The organism is Bradyrhizobium genosp. P, from assembly GCF_049949265.1.
Classification (GTDB): Bacteria; Pseudomonadota; Alphaproteobacteria; order Rhizobiales; family Xanthobacteraceae; genus Bradyrhizobium.
In genome coordinates this window covers 2139236-2153708 of sequence record NZ_CP188195.1, presented here as the reverse complement: position 1 = coordinate 2153708, position 14473 = coordinate 2139236, and the positions used below count along the sequence as shown (strand labels likewise).

The 14473-nt window shown below is 63.2% G+C and carries 16 protein-coding genes; 7 read left to right on the top strand and 9 right to left on the bottom strand.

Annotated elements, in window-relative coordinates; translation table 11 throughout:
• Positions 1-136 precede the first annotated feature (136 nt).
• Entirely contained in the window at positions 137-1723 is a 1587-nt protein-coding gene (ggt, locus tag ACP2YO_RS10575) for a gamma-glutamyltransferase (RefSeq protein WP_426440817.1), read from the bottom strand.
• Between the two features lie 197 nt (positions 1724-1920).
• On the opposite strand from ggt, the gene ACP2YO_RS10570 reads away from it, so the two are divergent.
• Positions 1921-2676, top strand: coding sequence for a rhodanese-related sulfurtransferase (locus tag ACP2YO_RS10570; RefSeq protein WP_426440816.1), 756 nt, complete (start codon positions 1921-1923; stop codon positions 2674-2676).
• Positions 2669-2884, top strand: coding sequence for a SlyX family protein (locus tag ACP2YO_RS10565; RefSeq protein ID WP_426440815.1), 216 nt, complete (start codon positions 2669-2671; stop codon positions 2882-2884). Before ACP2YO_RS10570 ends, ACP2YO_RS10565 begins: the two co-directional genes overlap by 8 nt.
• Before the next feature lie 31 nt (positions 2885-2915).
• On the opposite strand, the gene ACP2YO_RS10560 is transcribed toward ACP2YO_RS10565, so the two are convergent.
• Positions 2916-3803 carry a LysR family transcriptional regulator gene (locus ACP2YO_RS10560; protein ID WP_426440814.1) on the bottom strand — a complete coding sequence of 296 codons (888 nt, stop codon included), beginning with the start codon at positions 3801-3803 and terminating at the stop codon, positions 2916-2918.
• Between the two features lie 374 nt (positions 3804-4177).
• Here ACP2YO_RS10560 and ACP2YO_RS10555 point away from each other — a divergent pair, with 374 nt between their 5' ends.
• From ACP2YO_RS10555 to ACP2YO_RS10545, 3 genes are read left to right on the top strand one after another with little or no spacing between them, the layout of a single operon-like run.
• Positions 4178-4591 carry a TadE/TadG family type IV pilus assembly protein gene (locus tag ACP2YO_RS10555; protein ID WP_426440813.1) on the top strand — a complete coding sequence of 138 codons (414 nt, stop codon included), beginning with the start codon at positions 4178-4180 and terminating at the stop codon, positions 4589-4591.
• A gap of 1 nt (position 4592) precedes the next feature.
• Positions 4593-6263 carry a pilus assembly protein TadG-related protein gene (locus ACP2YO_RS10550; RefSeq protein ID WP_426440812.1) on the top strand — a complete coding sequence of 557 codons (1671 nt, stop codon included), beginning with the start codon at positions 4593-4595 and terminating at the stop codon, positions 6261-6263.
• A gap of 31 nt (positions 6264-6294) precedes the next feature.
• Positions 6295-6585 (top strand): PilZ domain-containing protein, encoded by a 291-nt coding sequence (locus tag ACP2YO_RS10545; protein WP_426440811.1) that lies wholly within the window; start codon positions 6295-6297, stop codon positions 6583-6585.
• Positions 6586-6657: 72 nt separating this feature from the next.
• On the opposite strand, the gene ACP2YO_RS10540 is transcribed toward ACP2YO_RS10545, so the two are convergent.
• Positions 6658-6879 carry a hypothetical protein gene (locus tag ACP2YO_RS10540; RefSeq protein ID WP_426440810.1) on the bottom strand — a complete coding sequence of 74 codons (222 nt, stop codon included), beginning with the start codon at positions 6877-6879 and terminating at the stop codon, positions 6658-6660.
• A gap of 122 nt (positions 6880-7001) precedes the next feature.
• On the opposite strand from ACP2YO_RS10540, the gene hemE reads away from it, so the two are divergent.
• A complete protein-coding gene (hemE, locus tag ACP2YO_RS10535) occupies positions 7002-8048 on the top strand; it encodes a uroporphyrinogen decarboxylase (protein WP_426440809.1) in 1047 nt (348 codons plus the stop codon).
• 194 nt (positions 8049-8242) lie between these two features.
• On the opposite strand, the gene ACP2YO_RS10530 is transcribed toward hemE, so the two are convergent.
• From ACP2YO_RS10530 to ACP2YO_RS10505, 6 genes are all read right to left on the bottom strand, one after another.
• A complete protein-coding gene (locus ACP2YO_RS10530) occupies positions 8243-9856 on the bottom strand; it encodes a GMC family oxidoreductase (protein ID WP_426440808.1) in 1614 nt (537 codons plus the stop codon).
• 59 nt (positions 9857-9915) lie between these two features.
• Positions 9916-10206 (bottom strand): hypothetical protein, encoded by a 291-nt coding sequence (locus ACP2YO_RS10525; protein ID WP_426440807.1) that lies wholly within the window; start codon positions 10204-10206, stop codon positions 9916-9918.
• 154 nt (positions 10207-10360) lie between these two features.
• Entirely contained in the window at positions 10361-10960 is a 600-nt protein-coding gene (locus ACP2YO_RS10520; protein ID WP_426440806.1) for an FAD-dependent monooxygenase, read from the bottom strand.
• A gap of 1 nt (position 10961) precedes the next feature.
• Entirely contained in the window at positions 10962-11333 is a 372-nt protein-coding gene (locus ACP2YO_RS10515) for a VOC family protein (protein ID WP_426443126.1), read from the bottom strand.
• On the bottom strand, positions 11312-11644 hold the full coding sequence (locus ACP2YO_RS10510; RefSeq protein WP_426440805.1) for a hypothetical protein: 333 nt from the start codon (positions 11642-11644) through the stop codon (positions 11312-11314). The genes ACP2YO_RS10515 and ACP2YO_RS10510 overlap by 22 nt, the downstream gene beginning before the upstream one ends.
• A 44-nt stretch (positions 11645-11688) precedes the next feature.
• Positions 11689-11847, bottom strand: a complete 159-nt coding sequence (locus ACP2YO_RS10505) for a hypothetical protein (protein ID WP_426440804.1) — start codon at positions 11845-11847, stop codon at positions 11689-11691.
• 395 nt (positions 11848-12242) lie between these two features.
• Between ACP2YO_RS10505 and ACP2YO_RS10500 the strand changes: the two genes are divergently transcribed.
• Positions 12243-14204 carry a putative bifunctional diguanylate cyclase/phosphodiesterase gene (locus ACP2YO_RS10500; RefSeq protein WP_426440803.1) on the top strand — a complete coding sequence of 654 codons (1962 nt, stop codon included), beginning with the start codon at positions 12243-12245 and terminating at the stop codon, positions 14202-14204.
• The last annotated feature ends 269 nt before the right edge of the window (positions 14205-14473 follow it).

Sequence of the window (14473 nt, the reverse complement as noted above, 5' to 3'; positions counted from 1 at the left end):
AAATCTCTAGCCGTTTTTCAGTGACCCGCAATGCCGCCATCGCGGCGCAAAATCGTCGAGCAACGGAGAGACTTCACGCCCGGGACGGGGCCGGTCAGCTGCAACGCCGCAAACAGCGGGGAGGAGCCGCTGTGCATCAGTAGCCGAGCGCGCAGCCGTCCTTGCGCGGATCGGAGCCGCCGGTCAGCGTGCCCTTGTCCCAGTCGATCCAGATCGCCTGGCCGCCGCCGAGCGGTGGGACCAGGCTGGTGGTCTTGTGACCGATCTTCTTCAGGCCTTCGACGATATCGGCCGGCACGCTGTCCTCGAGCTGGTAGACACCCTCGTAATGCAGGCCGCGCGGCATATCGATCGCCTCCTGCACGTCGCAGCCATAGTCGAGCATGTTGGTCAGCACGTGGGTCTGGCCGACCGGCTGATACTGCCCGCCCATCACGCCGAACGGCATCACCGCGCGGCCGTTCATTGTCGCAAGCGCCGGGATGATGGTGTGCAGCGGACGCTTGCCCGGCGCGATGCAGTTGGGGTGGCCCGGCTGGATGCGGAAGCCACCGGCCCGGTTCTGAAGCAGGATGCCGGTCTTATCAGACACGATCGCCGAGCCGAACGAATGCGCGATCGAGTTGATAAAGGAGCAGACGTTCCGATCCTTGTCGACCACGGTGATGTAGACCGTCGACGGGTTCATCGGCGGTGCAACGTTCGGCAGGTCGAGCAGTCCGTCCATCCGGATATTCTTGATGTGCTCGTCGGCGAATTCCTTGGCGAGGATGCCGGTGACGTCGACATGGGCGTGCTGGGGATCGCCGATATGCTGCTCGCGCATCATGTAGGCGATGCGCGCGGCTTCGGCCTCGAGGTGGAAGCGCTCGATGCTGAGCGGCTTGAACTTCGTCAAGTCGAACCGCGAGAGGATGTTCAGCATCACCAGCATGGTGATGCCCGGCCCGTTCGGCGGGCACTGCCAGACGTCATGGCCCTTGTACATGGTGCCGATCGGCGACGTCGTCTCGGTCGTATGGGCGGCAAAGTCTTCCAGCGTGTGCAGGCCGCCAATGCGACGCAGCGTGTCCACCATGTCGGCGGCGATCTCGCCGCTGTAGAAGGCGTCGCGGCCGTTTTGCGCGATCGCGCGCAAGGTCTTGCCGAGCTCGGGCTGGTGGATCACGTCGCCGGCCACCGCCGGCTTGCCGTGCGGTAACAAATAGCGCTCGGTGTTGGTGCCGTTCTTCAGCTTCTCGAACTGGTTCTTCCAGTCGAAGGCGATGCGCGGCGCGACGACGTAGCCCTCTTCGGCGGCCTTGATCGCCGGCTGCAGCAGCCGGTCGAAGCCGAACTTGCCGTGATTCCTCAGGATGACGTCCCACGCATCGATCGCGCCGGGAATGCTGACGGCATGTGCCGAGGTCAACGGTACCGAGTGGATCTTGCGCTCGAGATACCAGTCGACGGTCGCGGCCATCGGTGCGCGGCCGGACCCGTTATAAGCGACGATCTTGCCCTCGCCCTTCGGCTGGATCAGCGCGAAGCAATCGCCACCGATGCCGGTCGATTGCGGCTCGATGACGCCGAGCAGCGCGCAGGCCGCAACCGCCGCGTCGGCCGCCGTGCCGCCTTCGCGCATGACTTCGATGGCCACCAGCGCCGCCTCTGGATGCGAGGTCGCCACCATCGCGTTTTGGGCATGGACCGTGGAACGGCCGGCGAAATGGAAATTCCTCATGAGAGAGAGCTCGCTTGATCGTGATTGCCTGGCATTTTTTGGCATTTCTTGACATTCCGGGCGCTTCTGCCGCGGACACCGAGTAAATGGCACATTCATCCCCGGCTGGGCAATGCCTGGCATGCCAGAGGAATTATCACGATAACGCATGGCTTTGCGGGGTTTCACGTGTCCTGCCGGCCTGATAAACCCCGGCGATGCCCCTCAAGGTCGCCGCCTTCTACCAATTTGCTGCGTTGCCGGATTTTCACGCGCTGCGCGAGCCCCTGCGCGCGCTATGCACCGGGCTCGGCCTAAAGGGCAGCGTGCTGCTCGCGCATGAGGGCATCAACGGCACGATAGCCGGCACGACCGAGGGCATCGACGGCTTCGTCGCGGAGCTGCAGCGCGGGCCGCTGTTCGGCGGCCGCCTCGAAAATCTCGAGCTGAAATTCTCCGAAGCCGCACAGATGCCGTTCCAGCGGCTGAAGGTTCGGCTGAAAAAGGAGATCGTGACCCTCGGCGACGCCACCGTCGACCCGACAGGGCGGGTCGGTACCTATGTCGAGGCCGTCGACTGGAACGCGCTGATCGCTTCTCCCGACACGCTGCTGCTCGACACCCGCAACGCCTTCGAGGTCGCGATGGGCACCTTCGAGGGCGCAGTGGATCCAAGGATCGCGAGCTTCGGCCAGTTCAAGGAATTTGCCGCGCGTGAGCTCGATCCGGCGAGGCACCGGAAGATCGCGATGTTCTGCACCGGCGGCATCCGCTGCGAGAAAGCCAGCGCCTATCTGCTCGCCCACGGTTTCACCGAGGTCTATCACCTCAAGGGCGGCATTCTCAGATATCTCGAGGAGACGCCGGAGCGGGACAGCCGCTGGCGCGGCGAGTGCTTTGTGTTCGACGAGCGTGTCGCGCTCGGGCACGGCCTGCGCGAGCACGGCTGCACGGAAAGCTCCGCCCATGAATGACGTCGCAAAGCTCAGCGAACGGATCGATGCACTGGAAGTCCGGCTGACCTACCAGGACGAGACCATCGAGACGCTGAACCAGACCATCACGGCCCAGTGGAAACAGATCGACGCCCTGACCCGCCAGATCTCAGAAATGCGGGACCGGCTTCAGGAAGCCGAGCGGCATGCGCCGGGCCCCGCCAACGAGCGTCCTCCACACTATTGAACGGCGCCACCGGAGCGCGGCGCCGGACACGCTACATGTTGCTCACCTGACGTATCGGCTTCGCGCCGCTGAAGAACAGGCTCGACAACCGCTGCACCAGCGCCGTCGCACGGCTTCCTTCGAGGCCCGGCCGCACGCACAGCAGGCGCTTATAGACCGGCAGCTCCGGAAGATAGTAGTCCTTCGCCGAGACGAGGAAGGGTGGAATCATTCGCTCAGGGCACGCCGTCAGGCCGTATCCGGCCCGCGCAGCCTCGAGTCGCAGCTGATGGTTCGGGCTTCTGAACACGATCTTGTACGAGATGTTTTGCTTGGTGAGCGTACGGATCATCCAGTCGTCGCCCGGCCACGCCAGGATCGGGATCGGTGCGCCCGGCCGCAGAACAAAATCCCGTGACCGCACCCACGCCGAACGCTCCTCGACCTCGTTGGCGACGGTGACTTCGTCTTCGGCTTCGATCTGGGGATTGCTGTAGACGAAGGCGATGTCGATGTAGCCGTCGATCAGCCCCCTGATGATGGCCGGCGACATGTCGGCGTGAACCAGTACGTCGGCAAGCGCCTCGGCTGGCTGCACCTTCAGGAATTCTTCGGCGAGCATCGTACTGATCCCCAGCCGCAGCGGCTGCGGTCCTTCATTGTTGCCACCGAGCCGAAGCAGTTGGTCATTCGCTTCAAGAATGCGCCTTGCTTGCTGCACGGCAACTTTGCCGAGCTCGGTGGTCGTGGTGCCATTCGCCGTTCTCACGAAGAGTGCGCCGCCACTCAGGCTTTGCAGCCGCTTCACCTGCGAGCTGATCGCCGGTTGACTCAGGCCGAGACGCTCCCCGGCCTTCGACAGGCTTCCTGTTTCGGCGATGGCAACAACAGTGCGAACGATCTCGGTAGGAATATTCAAATGTTGACGTGGTCTGTGCATCGCGGCGCTCCAATCTCAGCACGGACGCAATTACGATCTCCGTAGTATGTGATTGAGCTATACTAACATTTGGTTGCACATTGGTTTAGCTTCAATTTGCGGCGGGCGCGCTTCTTATGCATCGTTACGTGCATTGCCACGTATTGGTACGGTATTCGACGACCGAATTCATTGACTCCGCGTCGCGTCGATCCGGATTTCTGCGGGGACCGCATCAAATATTTTGATCTCCCCATAAAGCATCGCGCACCCCATCAAGTTTTGTACAGCCATCCGCGCAGATCGCGGGCACTGATTCGCGGAAGCATTTTCAGAGTTTTCCTTAATCTAAGACTCGCAACGTGGCGCAACTGATAGGCGTTGCGAGGTGTACCATGATCCGTTTTTTCCGCTGTCGAAGCGGCGCGTCGGCCGTCGAATTTGCGCTGCTGCTGCCGCTGTTTCTCGCCTTCATATTCGGCATCGTCGTCTTCGGTTCTTACCTGGCGATGGTGCATGGCGTTCAACAACTCGCCGCCGAGGCGGCGCGTTCGTCGGTCGCAGGATTGACCGATACCGAGCGCAACAGCCTGGCGACGAGTTACGTCACCGCTAACGCCTCAACCTATCCGCTGCTGGTCCCCAGCCATCTCTCGGTCAGCGCTGCGCCGTCGCCGGCGAACGCCAATGTCTACGTCGTGACCGTGAACTACAACGCGACCGGCAACTTCATCTACAGCCTGCCGTTCGTTCCTGCTCCGCCGACCACCATCGTCCGCTCGGCGGCGATCCAGTACGGAGGATTCTAGGATGGCCGCGATCCTGACGCTGTTGCAGCGCTTCCGCGCCGATCACCGCGGAAACTTCGCGATTATGAGTGCGGGCCTGATGACGCTCGTCGTCGGGTGCGCGGGGCTTGCGGTCGATCTCGGTACGATCTTTGCCGATCGACGAAAGACGCAGACCACCGCCGACCTCGCCGCGATCATAGCCGCCAGCAACCTGACCAACGCGGTCAATGCCGCCACCGCGACGGTGACCCAGAACAACTATCCGGCCAGCGCGCTGGTCGGCGTCCAGCTCGGGACCTACACGGCGAACCCCGCGGTAGCGCCACAATCGCGCTTCGTGACCCCGGCGACCGGCAACGCCAACGCTGCCCGGGTCACGCTGAACACCCAGACGCCGCTCTATTTTGCGCGCTATTTTACCGGCTCGAACAAATATACGATCCGGACATCCGCCACCGCGACGTCCACCGCGATGGCCTCCTTCGCCATCGGATCGCGGCTGCTCGCGCTCAATGGAGGAGTGGTCAACGCGATGCTCGGCAGCATGCTCGGCACGACGCTGTCGCTCTCGGTAATGGACTATAATTCCCTGGTCGGCGCCCAGATCGACGCACTGACTTTCCTGTCGGCGCTGGCGACGCGGGTCAACATGACCGGCGTGACCTATAACACCCTGCTGACCAGCAACATCAAGGTCTCCGACATCATTGCTGCTGCACTGACGGCGCAGCAGACCACCAACGGCGCGAACGCTGCGACCACCGCGCTGTCGACGATCTCCCAGGCCGTCACCAGCGTCACGACCAAGATCACCCCTGGTTCGCTGATCGATCTCGGCCCCTTTGACGACCTCACGGTGGGGCAGAGTCCCAAGCTCAGCGCTATGGTTTCGGTCTTCGACCTGCTTTCCGCAACGGCACAGCTCGCCAACGGCACTCACCAGATCGCGGCAACAGTCAATCTCGGTTTGCCAGGCATCGCCAACGTGTCCGTGCTCGCGACCGTCGGCGAACGGCCGGTTGGATCGGGCTGGGTGCAGTACGGCCCCCAGGGTGTCAGCGTCCACACCGCCCAGACCCGACTGCTGGTATCGGTTCAGGTGCTCGGCAGCGGTCCTGTCTCCGCGATCAACCTGCCGGTCTACGTCGAGGTTGCCGCGGGCACCGCGACGCTCAACGCGGTCACTTGCGGCTTTCCGAACATCAACACCTCGCAAGTCACCCTGGGGGCCACGCCGGGGATCATCAATGCGTGGATCGGCGCCGTCACCCCCGCCGATATGACCAACTTCACCACCGCGCCGAACCCACCGCCCGCGACGCTGGTCAATCTCGGCCTCATCACGGTCACCGGCCGTGCCAATGCCTACATGGGCAACACCACGCCGACCAACGTCAACTTCAGCTATAGCGACATTCAGTCGCTGACGATGAAGACGGTGACGACAACCAACTTCACGTCGTCGCTGACCTCGAGTCTGCTCGGCAATTTGGCGCTGACTGTCAATGTCGGCCCGCTCGGACTTCCCATTCCGGGTCTCGGCGCGGCGGTGGCCGGCATCCTGAGCGGCGTCACCAGTCCGGTCGATCAGGTGTTGGCGTCGCTGCTTGCAACGCTCGGCGTGAGCATCGGCCAGGTCAATCTGTGGGTCATGGGAATCCGCTGCGACGGCGCTGTGCTGGTCAACTAGGGGAACGATTGGGACGGGGTGGGAGATTGCCGTGAATACAATTCTGAAAAAATACAAGACCGACAGTCATCGGACCATCCTGATGAAGCGCGGCACGATCTTTTTCCGCGACACCAGCATCGGATGCCTTGTGCTCAATATCTCGACGGGCGGCGCGGGACTAGCCGTCGAAAGCGACGTGGCGATCCCGTTTGCATTCGATCTTGAAATCGAGAACGAGCCGATCCGGAGACGCTGCGTCGTGGTCTGGCATCTCGAGCGCCGGCTCGGCGTGACTTTTGAAGTCGATCGGGTGCATCGCCCCGAGCGCGGGCCGATCTGAGCCGTCTGGCGGTCTCCGGCAGGCTGCGCGGTGAGTCATTCGCGGCATGATTGAATTTGGTTCGCATCGTGTTTATCGGAACACTGCCATCAATCTATCCCACAGCGACCACCCGTTCCGGTCGCCGTCGTGCCTTGATGACGCAGGCTGCGTCACGCTGACCGGATCGGACGCCGGAAAGCTGTCTTCCAGGCCGGCCTGCAACCTGGCGTGGGTTTCGCGGTCGGCAGCCTGCGCGTCGCGCGGATGGTCGGCGTGCTTGTCCTGCGCGGCAGGATCGAATTTCTCAGCCATGTGGTCCTCCATACCCCACAACAACGCTCCCGCGTGAACCAGAGTTCCATAATCGCCTTGGCCCATTGCGACGCAGCGTGTATCACGGGCGGCAAATCTCGGTTGTGATCAGGAACTTTCGCGTGCCACAGGACTCCGCGACGAAGCCTTTCATCGACGTATTGTCGGGCCGGCGGCAGAGCGTGCCACCGCTGTGGATGATGCGGCAGGCCGGCCGCTATCTGCCGGAATACCGCGAGCTGCGCGCCAGGGCTGGCAGCTTCCTCGATCTCTGTTTCACCCCGGACTATGCGGCTGAAGTCACGCTGCAACCGATCCGCAGGTTCAACTTCGACGCCGCGATCATCTTCTCCGACATCCTGGTGATCCCCTATGCGCTGGGCCGCTCGGTGCGCTTCGAAGCCGGCGAAGGTCCGCGGCTCGATCCGCTGGCAACGCCCGAGCAGATCGCAACGCTCGCCACCCGCGCCGACTTTGGCAAGCTCGAGCCCGTCTACGAGGCGCTGCGCCGTGTCCGCCGCGAGCTCGCGCCTCATATCGCGCTGATCGGCTTCTGCGGCGCCCCATGGACGGTTGCGACCTACATGGTCGCCGGACAAGGCACGCCAGATCAGGCGCCGGCGCGCATGCTCGCCTATCGTCATCCGGACGCCTTCGCAAAAATCATCGACGTTCTGGTGGAGAGTTCGATCGAATATCTCGTCGGCCAGCTTGAGGCCGGCGCCGATTGCCTCCAGATATTCGACACCTGGGCCGGCGTCCTGCCGCCGCGTGAATTCGCGCGCTGGTCGATCGAGCCGGCCAAACGCATCGTCGCTGGTGTGCGCAAGCAGGCGCCGGACGCCAGGATCATCGGCTTTCCGCGCGGCGCCAGTGGCATGCTGCCGGCCTATGTCGAGCAAACCGGCGTCGACGCGGTATCGATCGATTGGGCCGCCGAGCCTTCGATGATCCGCGAGCGCGTACAATCGCGCGTTGCCGTGCAGGGCAATCTCGATCCGCTGGCGCTGATCGCCGGTGGCGCTGCGCTCGACCGCGCGGTCGATGACGTCCTGGAGAATTTCGGCAAGGGCCGGCTGATCTTCAACCTCGGCCACGGCATCCAGCCGGACACGCCGATCGCGCATGTCGAGCAGATGGTGCGGCGGGTACGGGCGTATAAGGGATGACGTAGCCCGGATGCAGCGTAGCGCAATCTGGGGCACTTAACATCCGCGTAGACGATTCCCGGATTTCGCTGCGCTCCATCCGGGCTAGAGCATGATCCGGAAAAGTGTGAAGCGGTTTTCCGAAAAGATCATGCTCAAACAAGAAGCTAAAGCGCGATGATGATTCAACTCAATCTCATCGCGCTTTACGTCATCTACCGCGCATCCTCCAAAATCATGTCCGACGCCTTCTCCGCGATCATGATCGTCGGCGCGTTGGTATTGCCCGACATCAGGTCCGGCATGACCGACGCATCGACCACGCGCAAGCCCTCGATGCCGCGCACCTTGAGCCGCTGATCGACCACGGCGAGCGGATCATTGCCCATCCGGCAGGTCGAGGTCGGGTGATAGACGGTGCTGCCGGTGCGGCGACAGAACTCCAGCAGGTCATCGTCGCTGACCACCTTGGCGCCGGGATCGACCTCGGCAACGGCATAGGGCTTCAGCGCCGGCGCGGCCAGTATCTTGCGCAGGATGCGGATGCCGTCGATGAAGGCGCGGCGATCGGTTTCGGTCGCGAGATAATTGATCCGGATTTCCGGCGGCACGGACGGATCCGCGCTCCTGATCTTGAGCGAGCCGCGGCTCTCCGGGCGCAACTGGCAGACCGACGCCGTGAAACCCGAGAAGGGATGCAGCTTCTCGCCCATCTTGTCGGTCGAGAACGGCAGGAAATGGATCTGGACGTCGGGCGACGCCAGCCGCGGGTTGGTCTTGAAGAATGCGCCTGAGGTGCCGGCCGCGATCGTCAGCGGCCCCTTGCGCAGCGCGGCGTAGCGCAGACCAGCCATGACCCGGCGGACCGGATCGTTCACGACATCGTTCAGCGTGACGGTTTGCGCGCAGCGCGTCACGATGCGCACCTGCAGGTGATCCTGCAGATCGTTGCCGACGCCGGCCGCGTCAAGTACGACCTCGATGCCGTGCTGCTTCAGGAGATCGGCCGGACCGACGCCCGAGAGCTGCAGCAATTGCGGCGAGTTGTACGCGCCGCTCGACACCAGGATCTCCTTCCGCGCTTTCGCCGTGCGCAGGCGGCCGTCTTGCTTGTACTCGACGGCCCTGGCACGCCGGCCCTCGAACAGGATGCGCTGCGCTAATGCCGAGGTTTCGACGTGCAGATTGCCGCGCGTCATCGCCGGCCGGAGATAAGACCGCGCCGTGCTGGCGCGCCGGCCGCGGCGCGTCGTGGTCTGGAAGAAGCCCGCGCCCTCCTGGGTCGCGCCGTTGAAATCGGGATTAGTTGGGATGCCGGCCTCGGCCGCGGCATGAACGAAGGCTTCCGACAGCGGATCGTGATGCCGCCAGTCCGACACCGGGAGCGGGCCGCCCGCGCCGTGATATTTATCGGCGCCGCGCTGCTGGTCCTCCGCCTTCCGGAAATAGGGCAGCACGTCGTCATAGCCCCAGCCGGCATTGCCGCGCTGGCGCCAGCGGTCGTAGTCCTCGTGCTGGCCACGGACATAGAGCAGGCCGTTGATCGAGCTGGAGCCGCCGAGCACTTTTCCGCGCGGTTGGAACACTTGCCGCCCGTTCAGCCCGGGCTCCGGCTCGGTCTGGTACATCCAGTTGACGGATTTTTCCTTGAACAGCTTGCCATAACCGAGCGGGACATGGATCCAGATATTGGTGTCCCTGGGTCCGGCCTCGAGCAGCAGCACAGAGTTCTTGCCATCGGCGCTCAGGCGACTGGCGAGCACACAGCCGGCCGAGCCGGCACCGACCACGACGTAATCATATTCCGCAACGTTATTGTTGTTATTCACTGGTTTCCCCCGGGACTTCTTTCTCCCGGTGGTACAGACAAAGCGCCGTCTTGAAAAGGCTAACGCGCTGCGCTGAGGTTCTGGAGCAGTTGCTGGACAAGCATATTGAACTCCCCGGCGCTATCCGCGGCAGCAAAGACGTAACGGTCCGGCCGCACGATGACCGCCGCAACGGCGTTTTGCTGCATCCAATCAGCAAACAGGCGATCGCGCTCGACGACGGTCAGGACGCCGTCATGACGCGCACTCTCTCCAGACGTCGCAATGACGACGCACTCGCCGCCAAGCCACAGCCAGTCCGTGCGCAGAGCCTTCGACAACCACGCCATCGGTTCGGCTGCCGCCGTCACGATCGCAAAGGCGCCCCGACGGCCTCAGGATCTGCGCCCGGCAACAGCTTGATCTCCCAGCGCCGCAAATTGCGCGGGCCCGGCACGAAGGTACCGGGGCGCGACGGCCAGCAGTACTGAAAACTCTTCGCCGGCCGTTTGGCGGGGTCGCTGGTCAACGTGTATCCACCACGATCCACCACTCGTCGAAGGCGAGATCTTCCAGGCCTATATCGAGCTGCTTGCGCACAAAGCTGTTGGCGCCGTCGCATCCGACCAGGTAGCGCGCACGGACAACCAGTTCCTCGCCGGGCTCACGGCGCGCGATCAGGGTCACCGCGCGGTCGTTCTGTTGCAGCGACACGCCCGTGGTCGCGAGTAAAACATCGACATTCGCAAAGCTGGCGAGCCTGTCGCGCAACGCCTGCTCCGCCTCCGGCTGTACGAAGGTGACGTTCGGGGTCCAGCCGAGCGGAAACGGTGGCGGCATCGGATCGAATATCTTGATGATCTCGCCATCGACGCCGAGATAGTGCGAGCCGTTGTGCGGCGCGATCGCCTGCTCCATGAATTCACCGAGCCCGATCGCCTGGAATATGCGCAGCGCCTCGTGATCGAGCGTGATCGCGCGCGGCTTGTCGTAGATATCAGCGGCGCGCTCGATGACCACGACCCGAAGCCCATCGCGCGCGAGCAGATTGGCGAAGATGGCGCCGACCGGCCCGAGGCCGACGATCGCCACGTCGTAAACGGAGTTTGTGCCGGACAAGGACATGCTACTTCGCGAGATACGTCTCGAGTGTCAGCGGCTTCGGCTTCACCTCCGGCTCGCGGATCGCAACATCCGCGAACGGCGTCGCCTCCTCGAACCAGGCCTTCCGCGCCGGCAAGCCCCAGGGGAATGAGAGCGTGTGGTCGCTCGGGTCCCAGCCGATCGGCTCGTTTTCGATGTCCATGATCTGGTAGTGGGGGTTGAACAGTTCGACGCGATGACCATCGGGATCGCGCATATAGACATACATCGCATGGCCCGGTCCGTGGCGTCCCGGGCCGCGTTCGACGGATGCACCGTAGCCGAGTTCGCCCGCGAGATCGCAGGCTTGCAGCACGTGATGCACCTCGGGGGCTAGGAATGCGAAATGGTGCAGCCGCGGACCCGCACCATTGAAGAATACGATGTCGTGCGGATTTTCCTTGCGCTGAAGGAATACGCCGCGCAGATCGAGGTGTCAGCCAGCGCAATATATTCGCTGAGGCGAAATCCGGCAGCCATGTAGAACTCGCAGGCCTTGCGCACCTCCGGCGTCAGCACCCGAGTGTGATCGAGCCGCAGCGCCGCGCCACCGGCATGACGGGTGAATTTGGTGATCATGCGCGGCACCACCAGCATGGTCGCGCAGAATTCCAGGGGCGTGCCAGCGGGATCGCTTGCGTGCAGCGTGCGCCCCTGATGCGGCACCTCGACCCACGCGGCCTCACATCCATGCGCCTCGAAGAAGGCTTTCAGCCGTCGAGGTCGCCATCTCTGAAGACCCGCAAGCCGAGCCGCGCGCAGCTGGCGTCGCTGCCCTTGCACAACACAAGACTGTGATGACAGGCCTCCTCAACCCCGCGGAAATAGAGCACATCGCCCTCTTGAGGGGTCAGGATCAGGCCGACCACTCTTTCATAGAACCGCCGGCTCGCCTCGAGGTCGCGGCGGTCAGAACGACATGGCTAGCGCGCGTAATGCGAAATCCCGGATCGTGGTTCGTGGTCGGGAGGCTCATGGGCGCAACCTTCTGGTTTGCCGTCGCGGGAACACGACTCATCGCGAAAAAAACAACTGTGGGATCAAGCGGCGTGGCGGGCGGCAGAATTTGCCGCCGGTCGCCTGGAGAGAAACGCTGCTCGAATACTCCTGCGCATTTGTATCGATTTGTTAGGGATGCCCGGGAATTGGAACCCGAGCGCGCACCCGCCATGGCTCGGTGCATTCCAATAGTTCATAGTTTGTCAAAGGTTTGCGGAGAACTCTACGATCCGGCGCCGGGCCCAATCGCGCAAGCAGCGTTGTGATGCGTAGGTATCTGAAATCATATTTCGCGAAGCTGTTCGCGGGCGACCTCGCGGCGTTCGGCGCACCACCGATAGATGAAGCGTTAGCCGGTCACATCCGTGCCGAGCAGATCTCGCTCGTTCTCGGCTATTCGGTCGGCATCATGCTGGCCAATGCGTGCAACGCGCTGGTGCTCGCGGTCGCGCTGTGGCAATCGCCCGACTGGGCCTTTGCCCAGATCTGGGCAGCTGCCGTGATCAGCGCAGCAACATTCTTCGGTTTGCAGGCGCGCGCGTCGCGACGAATCGCAAAGCCGGAATTCGTATCGCGCCGGACGATGTACCGGCTGGTGCGAAATGCGCTGGCGCTCGGTGCGGCCTGGGGAATCGTCCCGGTCGCCTTTTTCGCCGACGCGTCAAGCGGCGGACAATTGGTCATCACCTGCCTCTGCGCCGGAATGCTGGCCGGCGGCGCGTTCGCCTTCTCCACGATCCCGATCGCGGCGATTGCCTTCACCGCGCCGATCTTCCTCGGCACGGCGATTTGCCTCGGCCGGGACGGCGACTTCGTCTACCTGCTGATGGCCGTCCTGGTCGTGGTGTACGGGACCGTGCTGCTGCGCGGCGTCTTCGTCAACGCGCTCGAATTCAGGCGGCGCATCATTGCCCAGCACAATGCCGAACGGACGGTGCGGCAGGATCCGCTGACACATCTGCCGAACCGCGTTGCCTTCAACGAGACACTCGACGGCGCGCTGAAGCGGTTGGACCGGTCAGGCGAGGAATTCGCCGTACTGCTGCTCGATCTCGATCGCTTCAAGGAGGTCAACGACAGGTTCGGCCATCCAGCCGGCGACGAGTTCCTGGTTCAGGTTGCGGCCAGGCTGCAGCGATGCACGCGTACGGCCGAGCATGTCGCACGCATTGGCGGCGACGAATTCGCGCTGATCATGTCCAACCTCACGCGGACGGAAGACGCGTTCGCGATCGCCGAGCTGTTCGTGGCGGCCTTTGCCGAACCATTCCTGGTCGACGGATACGAGATCGCCGGTGCCATCAGCGTCGGCATCGTGCTGGCGCCGCGGGACGGCAACACGCCCCACGATCTGTTCAAGCATGTCGACATCGCGCTCTATCGGGCGAAGAAATCCGGGCCTGGCAGCATCTGCTTCTTCGAGGCTGATGACGACAAATCGGCGCGCGACCGCAGGGAATTGCAGCGTGACCTCGAGCACGCCATCGAAGCAAACGAGCTGTTCCTCGTCTACCAGCCGTTCCTGGACATCCGCAAAGGCCGCATCACCGGCTTTGAGGCGCTGTTGCGCTGGCAGCATCCGGTGCGCGGCCTGATCCCGCCGACCGTCTTCATTCCCATCGCCGAGGAAAGCGGGCTGATCCATCAGCTTGGCGAGTGGGTCATCCGCCGCGCCTGCGCGACGCTGTCGCGCTGGCCGGACGATATCAGGATCGCGGTGAACTTCTCTGCGGTCCAGTTCCAGAATGCGGGGATCCTGCAGACGATCGTGCAGGCACTTGCCGATGCGAACGTTGCGCCAAACCGGCTCGAGATCGAAATCACCGAATCGATGCTGATCTCGAAATACGGATCGGCGCGCGCGATCCTGCGCGCGCTGCTCGAGCTCGGCCTGACCGTCGCGCTCGACGATTTCGGCACCGGCTTCTCCTCGCTGACCTATCTGCGCAAGTTGCCGTTCAGCCGGATCAAGATCGATCAATCCTTCATCCGGGACATGCTGACCCAGCCGGATTGCGCCGCGATCGTCAAATCGGTGATCGCCCTGGCTCAGGACCTGCAGATCGGCGTCGTGGCCGAAGGCGTCGAGACCGCCGACCAGCTCGAATATCTGCGCCAGACCAGCTGCGACGAGGTTCAGGGCTATCTGATCGGCCGGCCGATGACCCTCAACGATATCTCCAGCCTGCTCGATGCCAAACCGCGGCGATCCGTGCACGCCGCATAGCGCGCGACCGCTTTCCGAGCAACAGGGTGGCTTGCCCCAAGCGAGCTAGGGGCGCACGACCCTGGCCGCGATCTTACGTATTTGTAACAAGACAAGGTAGGTGAAGCTCGCCAGAGTCCACACAGAATCCGCAGTGCTGTCGTGGCAAGCCGACGAGGGGGGCGGTCCAAAATGAGCACGTCCAGGTACTCCAAGATCTTGTTTCCGTTGATGTCTGCGTTGACGATGTTTGCGCTGTCGGCGCACGCGCAGGAGCCAGGCAGGCCGGC

Excerpts from the sequence above, each read along its gene's own strand:
- ACP2YO_RS10555 (WP_426440813.1), top strand. The coding sequence starts at position 4,178 with ATGATCCGTTTTTTCCGCTGTCGAAGCGGCGCGTCGGCCGTCGAATTT.
- ACP2YO_RS10520 (WP_426440806.1), bottom strand. The coding sequence starts at position 10,960 with ATGTCCTTGTCCGGCACAAACTCCGTTTACGACGTGGCGATCGTCGGC.
- ACP2YO_RS10565 (WP_426440815.1), top strand. The coding sequence starts at position 2,669 with ATGAATGACGTCGCAAAGCTCAGCGAACGGATCGATGCACTGGAAGTC.
- ACP2YO_RS10540 (WP_426440810.1), bottom strand. The coding sequence starts at position 6,879 with ATGGCTGAGAAATTCGATCCTGCCGCGCAGGACAAGCACGCCGACCAT.
- ggt (WP_426440817.1), bottom strand. The coding sequence starts at position 1,723 with ATGAGGAATTTCCATTTCGCCGGCCGTTCCACGGTCCATGCCCAAAAC.
- ACP2YO_RS10570 (WP_426440816.1), top strand. The coding sequence starts at position 1,921 with ATGCCCCTCAAGGTCGCCGCCTTCTACCAATTTGCTGCGTTGCCGGAT.
- ACP2YO_RS10500 (WP_426440803.1), top strand. The coding sequence starts at position 12,243 with ATGCGTAGGTATCTGAAATCATATTTCGCGAAGCTGTTCGCGGGCGAC.
- ACP2YO_RS10560 (WP_426440814.1), bottom strand. The coding sequence starts at position 3,803 with ATGCACAGACCACGTCAACATTTGAATATTCCTACCGAGATCGTTCGC.
- ACP2YO_RS10550 (WP_426440812.1), top strand. The coding sequence starts at position 4,593 with ATGGCCGCGATCCTGACGCTGTTGCAGCGCTTCCGCGCCGATCACCGC.